Genomic DNA, 5930 nt, shown 5'->3' with positions numbered 1-5930 from the left:
AAGTCGCTTAGCAATTACAGGAAGTTTACCCTTATTACCTCTTCAAAATCAAGAAACTATCAATAACCCTCTTATTGTCCAAGTTAGACAAGATGAAGTTAATAATTCAGGAATTTATCAAGGGTTGATCAGTGGTGATGTTTTAATTACAGGAGCATTAATCAACCCCCAAATTAGTGGAAATATTAACTTTACAGAAGGTCAGTTAAATCTACCTCAATTAAATTTTAAACCAGAAGAAACATCACTTATATTAGAAAAATGGCTAGGAACTATTGCTTCTGAAGGTAATATTGTTATTCCTCCCAAATTAAATAATTTTAAAATAACCCTTGATAATATTACTGTTAAAAATCAAAGAACCGATCTTATTCCTAAAACTTTCCTTGATATTGGTGGTAATCTTAATCTTAGTGGGGATTTAACGTTAAATGGTCAAATAGATCGTTTATCTTTAATAGATATTTTAAGCGTTGAACCATCAGGACAAATAAAAATTAATAGTGGGCAAGTGAATATACCCGTTACTCGTGTTTTTATTAGTGACCAAAATCAAAATACTTTGACTTTTTTACCCGAACAAGGATTATTGAATCCTCTAATTGATTTAGAACTAAAGCTATATATTTTCGCTGTTGCTTTGCGTTCAATTCAAGATAATGAAATTCCTGATGATATTGTCCAAAGTGGTAGAGCGAAATCAGCCGAAATAACCTTAAATATCCAAGGAAGTGCGAATGAAGTATTACCTAATATTAATAATGTTGTTGGAGATGTTTGTCAATTTAATACTAAAAATTCTCCCCCGATTGAAACGTATAATAAAACTTCACCTGAAAATTTAAGAGCTTTAGCTCGATGCATTGAAGTTAATAATTTAGGGTCTAATTCTATCGCAGACTTATTGCGATCGCCGATTGTTTCTTTTTCCAGTAACCCTCCTTTAACTAATACTGAATTATCAACTTTATTTAGTCAACAAGTTTCTCCAGTCATTGAAGAATTGCAAAAACAAAATTCGAGTCAACTACTAGAAACAGGAGTCGTACAATCAGCAGTCGTCATTTTACCTTTTTTACAAGATTGGGTGTTTAATACCAATCAACAAACTAGCCAATTTGGTGAGAACATTGGATTAACTAATTTACGGTTGTTTCCTGTGTTAGAAACCGTTTATAAACTCGAAGATGATGCTTTAATTCGTTTTTCTTATGACTATACTCTCAATGAAGCAACCATTCGCTACGAAAACAAATTTTAGGTCACAAAGCGATCTGTTAATATGTTATAGTTGTAGACTGTGTATTTAAAGAGTTAAACAAAAATAACGTTTTTGGAGGAAAATAATTGTGACTCAGCGTACCTTAGGGGGAACCAACCGTAAACAAAAGAGAAAATCAGGGTTTCGTGCGCGCATGAGAAAAAGTAATGGGCGTAAAGTCATTCAAGCAAGGCGTAAAAAAGGAAGATATCGCTTATCCGTGTAGATTTCCGATAAGATTAACCGATATGGGCAACTCGTGGGATTACCCAAACAAAACCGCCTAAGACATCCACAGGCATTTAAAACCGTTTATAACCGAGGAAAACGCTATCAAAGTTCCCACTTGGTTATGCGGGTATTTTGTAAAAATGATCAACAAGAAGCTAAACTACCGACACAATTTGGCATTTCCATTAGTCAAAAAGTTAGTAAAAAAGCAGTGGTTCGTAATCGCCTAAAAAGACAAATTAAAGCAGTAATTCGTCTTTTTCTGCCTAGAATAAAACAAAGGTGTCAGGTGGTTATTGTGGTCAAGCGTAACACAACAGAGTGCAAATATGAACATTTTTTGCGAGAATTAGAAGAGTTGTTAATTAAAGCCGAGATAATTTATGGGTATAAGAGAGAACACCTTTTATGAAGGAGGTCCTCACGTTGGGGATTTAATCATTAATATATTGTTAGGATTCACTGTAATTTGTTTGCCCTTGACAGTTGGTGCTATTGTCCGTGCAATTTGGTTGCGTTATCGAATTACTGATCGCCGTATTTCCATAACTGGCGGTTGGATGGGTAATGATCGCACTGACATCATTTATGGTGAAATTGTTAAAATTGCTAAAATCCCTCGTGGAATTGGATTATGGGGAGATATTGTTGTCACCCTCAGAGATAAAAGTCGCTTAGAAATGCGAGCTGTTCCTCGCTTCCGAGAAATTTATGATTATATGGCCGAAAGAGTCGCCGATAAAACAGGAAAATCAGTTGAAGCGATTACCGCCCAATAACTTCTAACATCAGGATAGAGATAACCCTAGCGTTACTCTCTCCTATTATTGAATAGATTAGACAAAAGCTCACCCCATCAGGGAATTACTTGGATTAAGACGAATGGATTTTGGTATCGGATTTATTTCCACAAATATTATGTTGCCAATCCTAGATTTTTTCTACGGGATTGTGCCAAGCTACGGTTTTGCGATTATTGCTTTAACCCTAGTCATCCGCTTTGGTTTGTACCCCCTAAGTGCAGGCCAAATTCGCAATATGCGTAAAATGCGGATCACTCAACCTTTAATGAAAGAACGACAAGCAGACATTCAGCGTCGTTATAAAGATGATCCCACTAAACAGCAAGAAGAAATGGGCAAACTGATGCAAGAGTTTGGTAACCCCTTAGCCGGGTGTTTGCCTCTCTTATTACAAATGCCTATTTTATTCGCTTTATTTGCCACTTTGAGAGGATCGCCGTTTGCTAACATTAACTATACCGTTGATGTGCAGATTGTACCCTCAGAACAAATTGAGCGCGTTGTCCCCCAACCCTACGCCACCAAAACGAATAACATCTATGTCAGCGACGGTGTTCATTATCCCATTGCTGCTTTATTACCTGGAGGCAATAAGTTAGGGGTCGGAGAAAAGACAACCATTGAATTCCAAACCAGCGAAGGAAAATCCTTATCTAAATTAGTCGAGCAAAACCCCAATAGCGACATTCAACCGACTTATGAAGTTACCAAAGGGGAAGAAAGAGTAAAAATCAATGAAGATGGAATCATTGAAGCCTTAGCTCCAGGGGAAGCCACTATTCAAGCTACTATCCCAGGGATTGCTGCTAATACTGGATTCCTTTTTATCAAAGCTTTAGGTCAAGTCGGCGTAGTCAATGATGATGGAACCATTAACTACGATATCTTAGGGATGATTCTCTTCTTTGGTGCCAGTATTTATATTAACCAAGAATTATCCGGTTCGTCTGGGGGTGGAGCGCAACAACAACAGGCTATCAATAAGATTACACCGCTTCTTTTTAGTGGAATGTTTCTCTTTTTTCCCTTACCGGCTGGGGTTTTAATGTATATTGTCGTGGCTAACGTTTTTCAAACCCTACAAACCCTCATTTTAATGCGAGAACCCTTACCCGAAAACTTGCAGAAGTTACTTGAAGAACAAGAAAAAGCAGAAAAAGGAAGAGAAACCCTCCCCTTTGAAAAGCGTTCTAAGAAAAAAGAGAAAACCTCATAAGTTGTCAGCTAAGCTAAAACGCATTATTTTACGATGCGTTTTAGCAAGACACAAAATAATAACAGAAAGTCAGGTCAAGGCAAGATAGATAAAATATCGATTCAAGTAATTACTATGGAACAAGAAAAACAAGCAGGTCAAGACTGGTTAGAAAACCTCTTAAAATTGATGGGGTTTTCCAGCAATGTTAAGGTTGATTATCGAGAAAATGAACTAGAAGGAACGAACGAATGCTGGTTAATTATTGATGAAACTGAGTTACCCCTTGAGAAAACTTTAATGTTATTAGGGGAAAAAGGAGAAGGCATTGATGCAATTCAATATTTAGCCAATACCTTGATTAATTTAACCGTTGATAGTGATGAGCAACAAGGATTTACCGTTGAATTGAATGGCTATCGTTTGCAGCGTCTTGAACAGTTAAAAAGTTTAACTGAAGAAATTGCCCAAAAAGTTCGTCAAACAGGTCAAGAAATCGAAATGACCGCCCTTTCTTCAGCCGAACGTCGTCAGATTCATTCCTTTTTCAAGAATGTCGAAGATATTGCCACAGAAAGCAGAGGACAAGAACCGAATCGTCGTTTAATTGTTAAACCGAGATATTAATCAGTGAACAGTGAACAGTTACCAGTTATTACTGTTCGCTGTTGAAACTATTGATAAAACTTTGCAAATGACAGAAAAATCCTATTATCGATGTACCTTGTGTATTAGCAGTAAAATTATAAGTGTTAAAGAAATAACTGATATCTTAGGCTTTGAACCTACTAGAGCCTACGAAAAAGGGACTTTAATGAGTCCTCGAAATCCAAAAAGTAGAATTAGACAAGAATCATCTTGGTATCTTGATATAGAGCTTGCGACGGAAGCTTCGTTTGATGACCATATAAAACAAATAATTTCTGTGATTGAAAAGCATCTTTCTCAATTTGGGACACTTGTTAAAGTTTGCGATTTAGAAATCTACTGTAGTTTTTTTGCTGGGGAAGATAATGGACAATTTTTCCTTAATTCCAGTCTTCTTAAAAGACTTACTATTATTCCAATTGATATTACGGTTGCCTTATATCCTCCTACCAGTAACTCTGAAGAGTAAGAACCAAAAACTAGAGAATGGTACATATCTCGACAACATAAAAAATTATCAATAAAATTAGGAGTTTTGCTAATGATGTTTGAATTACCTTGGGAGAAAACAAGATTGTAGGGTGGGTGGGCATTGCCCACCTTACTATTTCAGTGTTAATAATGTAGTAAGGTAAGATAATATGTATTATTGGTAAGGTGGCTTAAGCGATAAACATCTTTAATTACTTGAACCCAACCATCAGAAACAGAGGCTAATAAGCGATCGCTTGTTGATTATTTATAGAATTACCTTTTGATGGTTGTATATTCAATGTTAGGAATATCAACCCTGTTCTTTGCGTGTTCAATGGTCATACTACACATTTGTCCATTTTCATCTAAATCTATTAAAGTATTTTCGTCTAGATCCCTTGTTTCTACAGGAGAGTTTTTAGAGAAAATAATATACAGTGTGTCCGTTTCTTCAAAATACTGAATTTTCATGGTTTATGTCTCTTTAAAATTTCTGTCAAAGAAAGCATTATGAACAGTTGCTCCATCTTCTAAAAGAATCACTCGTAAATACTTGCCATTTTTTTCTTCAATTTTCGACCAGCATCGAATTCTTCCATCATCTTGAGTTTCCCTTTTTATTGGTGTGTCTATCGTCTTCTTTATCCATTCTAACTTAATGTCTGATCTGTCAGGACGAAGTCGCATTGCTTTAAAATACTCGGTAAATTTCACTTAACTCGCACAAATTAACTTAACTTTTTTTATTGTATTACTGAGATATTGCATCAGTACATAAAAATCAAAAAACACCAGAAATAAAGTAGAAAAGCCTTCAATCTTATCGCCCTCCTATTTTTATTTTATTAAAGGTTGCCTAAAACGATTTATTGGCAAGGTTTCCCTTAAGCTTATGGGTTTTCAAGCTAGGGTCAAAAGGATCATTGATTAATCGTTCTAATGTTTGTTCAACCGTGTGTTTAATCAATGGGTTTTGACGAACTAAACGTTTAAGTTGACGGATAAAGTTAGGACTCCAAACTAATTCTCGCATTGTTCCAAAGCTTTCATCAAATCACTGACTGATCCTCGCTTAACGTTCCCTTCAGCATAATCTTGTTCTGATTGTTCAACATTCTTTAGTAATTCTTGTCTTTTCTGTTCTCGTAGGCGATTTTGAATAATTTCTAGTAACATTGCTTGTTCTTCAGAAGACAAGGCTTCAATGGTTTCAAGGGCTTGCTGGAAGGTTGAGGTTTTGATCATTTTCCTAACAGTTATTTAACTAATCATTATGATACAAGGGAAAGCTTAGAGTAATGAAAATCTTGCCCTGAAA

11 protein-coding genes are annotated in these 5930 nt (G+C 35.8%); 7 read left to right on the top strand and 4 right to left on the bottom strand.

Going from position 1 to position 5930, the window contains the following annotated elements; genetic code table 11:
• The 7 genes from CY0110_RS27270 to CY0110_RS27240 all read left to right on the top strand — a co-directional run.
• The coding region (locus CY0110_RS27270) for a translocation/assembly module TamB domain-containing protein (RefSeq protein WP_008278896.1) at positions 1–1261 on the top strand (1261 nt) is incomplete at its 5' end.
• 88 nt (positions 1262–1349) lie between these two features.
• Positions 1350–1487 (top strand): 50S ribosomal protein L34, encoded by a 138-nt coding sequence (rpmH, locus tag CY0110_RS27265; protein ID WP_008278895.1) that lies wholly within the window; start codon positions 1350–1352, stop codon positions 1485–1487.
• Positions 1488–1520: 33 nt separating this feature from the next.
• A complete protein-coding gene (rnpA, locus tag CY0110_RS27260; protein ID WP_008278894.1) occupies positions 1521–1904 on the top strand; it encodes a ribonuclease P protein component in 384 nt (127 codons plus the stop codon).
• Positions 1876–2271, top strand: coding sequence for a PH domain-containing protein (locus tag CY0110_RS27255; protein ID WP_008278893.1), 396 nt, complete (start codon positions 1876–1878; stop codon positions 2269–2271). The genes rnpA and CY0110_RS27255 overlap by 29 nt, the downstream gene beginning before the upstream one ends.
• A gap of 103 nt (positions 2272–2374) precedes the next feature.
• Positions 2375–3511: a membrane protein insertase YidC gene (gene yidC, locus CY0110_RS27250; RefSeq protein WP_008278892.1), complete on the top strand. Its 1137-nt coding sequence runs from the start codon at positions 2375–2377 to the stop codon at positions 3509–3511.
• Between the two features lie 114 nt (positions 3512–3625).
• Positions 3626–4117 carry a Jag family protein gene (locus CY0110_RS27245; RefSeq protein ID WP_035800858.1) on the top strand — a complete coding sequence of 164 codons (492 nt, stop codon included), beginning with the start codon at positions 3626–3628 and terminating at the stop codon, positions 4115–4117.
• A gap of 10 nt (positions 4118–4127) precedes the next feature.
• Positions 4128–4607 (top strand): DUF4279 domain-containing protein, encoded by a 480-nt coding sequence (locus CY0110_RS27240; protein WP_008278890.1) that lies wholly within the window; start codon positions 4128–4130, stop codon positions 4605–4607.
• A 278-nt stretch (positions 4608–4885) separates the two neighbouring features.
• Here CY0110_RS27240 and CY0110_RS27235 read toward each other — a convergent pair whose 3' ends face one another.
• From CY0110_RS27235 to CY0110_RS27220, 4 genes are all read right to left on the bottom strand, one after another.
• The gene (locus tag CY0110_RS27235; RefSeq protein ID WP_008278889.1) at positions 4886–5083 is read right to left on the bottom strand and encodes a DUF2283 domain-containing protein; all 198 of its coding nucleotides are present in this window, start codon (positions 5081–5083) and stop codon (positions 4886–4888) included.
• A gap of 3 nt (positions 5084–5086) precedes the next feature.
• Complete coding sequence (locus CY0110_RS27230) at positions 5087–5299, bottom strand: hypothetical protein (RefSeq protein WP_232285822.1); 213 nt, start codon at positions 5297–5299, stop codon at positions 5087–5089.
• Positions 5300–5468: 169 nt separating this feature from the next.
• Positions 5469–5645, bottom strand: a complete 177-nt coding sequence (locus tag CY0110_RS27225) for a type II toxin-antitoxin system RelE/ParE family toxin (RefSeq protein WP_008278887.1) — start codon at positions 5643–5645, stop codon at positions 5469–5471.
• On the bottom strand, positions 5633–5857 hold the full coding sequence (locus CY0110_RS27220; RefSeq protein WP_008278886.1) for a hypothetical protein: 225 nt from the start codon (positions 5855–5857) through the stop codon (positions 5633–5635). The genes CY0110_RS27225 and CY0110_RS27220 overlap by 13 nt, the downstream gene beginning before the upstream one ends.
• Positions 5858–5930: the final 73 nt, after the last annotated feature.

It is taken from the genome of Crocosphaera chwakensis CCY0110 (assembly GCF_000169335.1).
Taxonomy (GTDB): domain Bacteria; phylum Cyanobacteriota; class Cyanobacteriia; order Cyanobacteriales; family Microcystaceae; genus Crocosphaera; species Crocosphaera chwakensis.
This window is presented reverse-complemented; position numbering and strand designations above follow the sequence as displayed.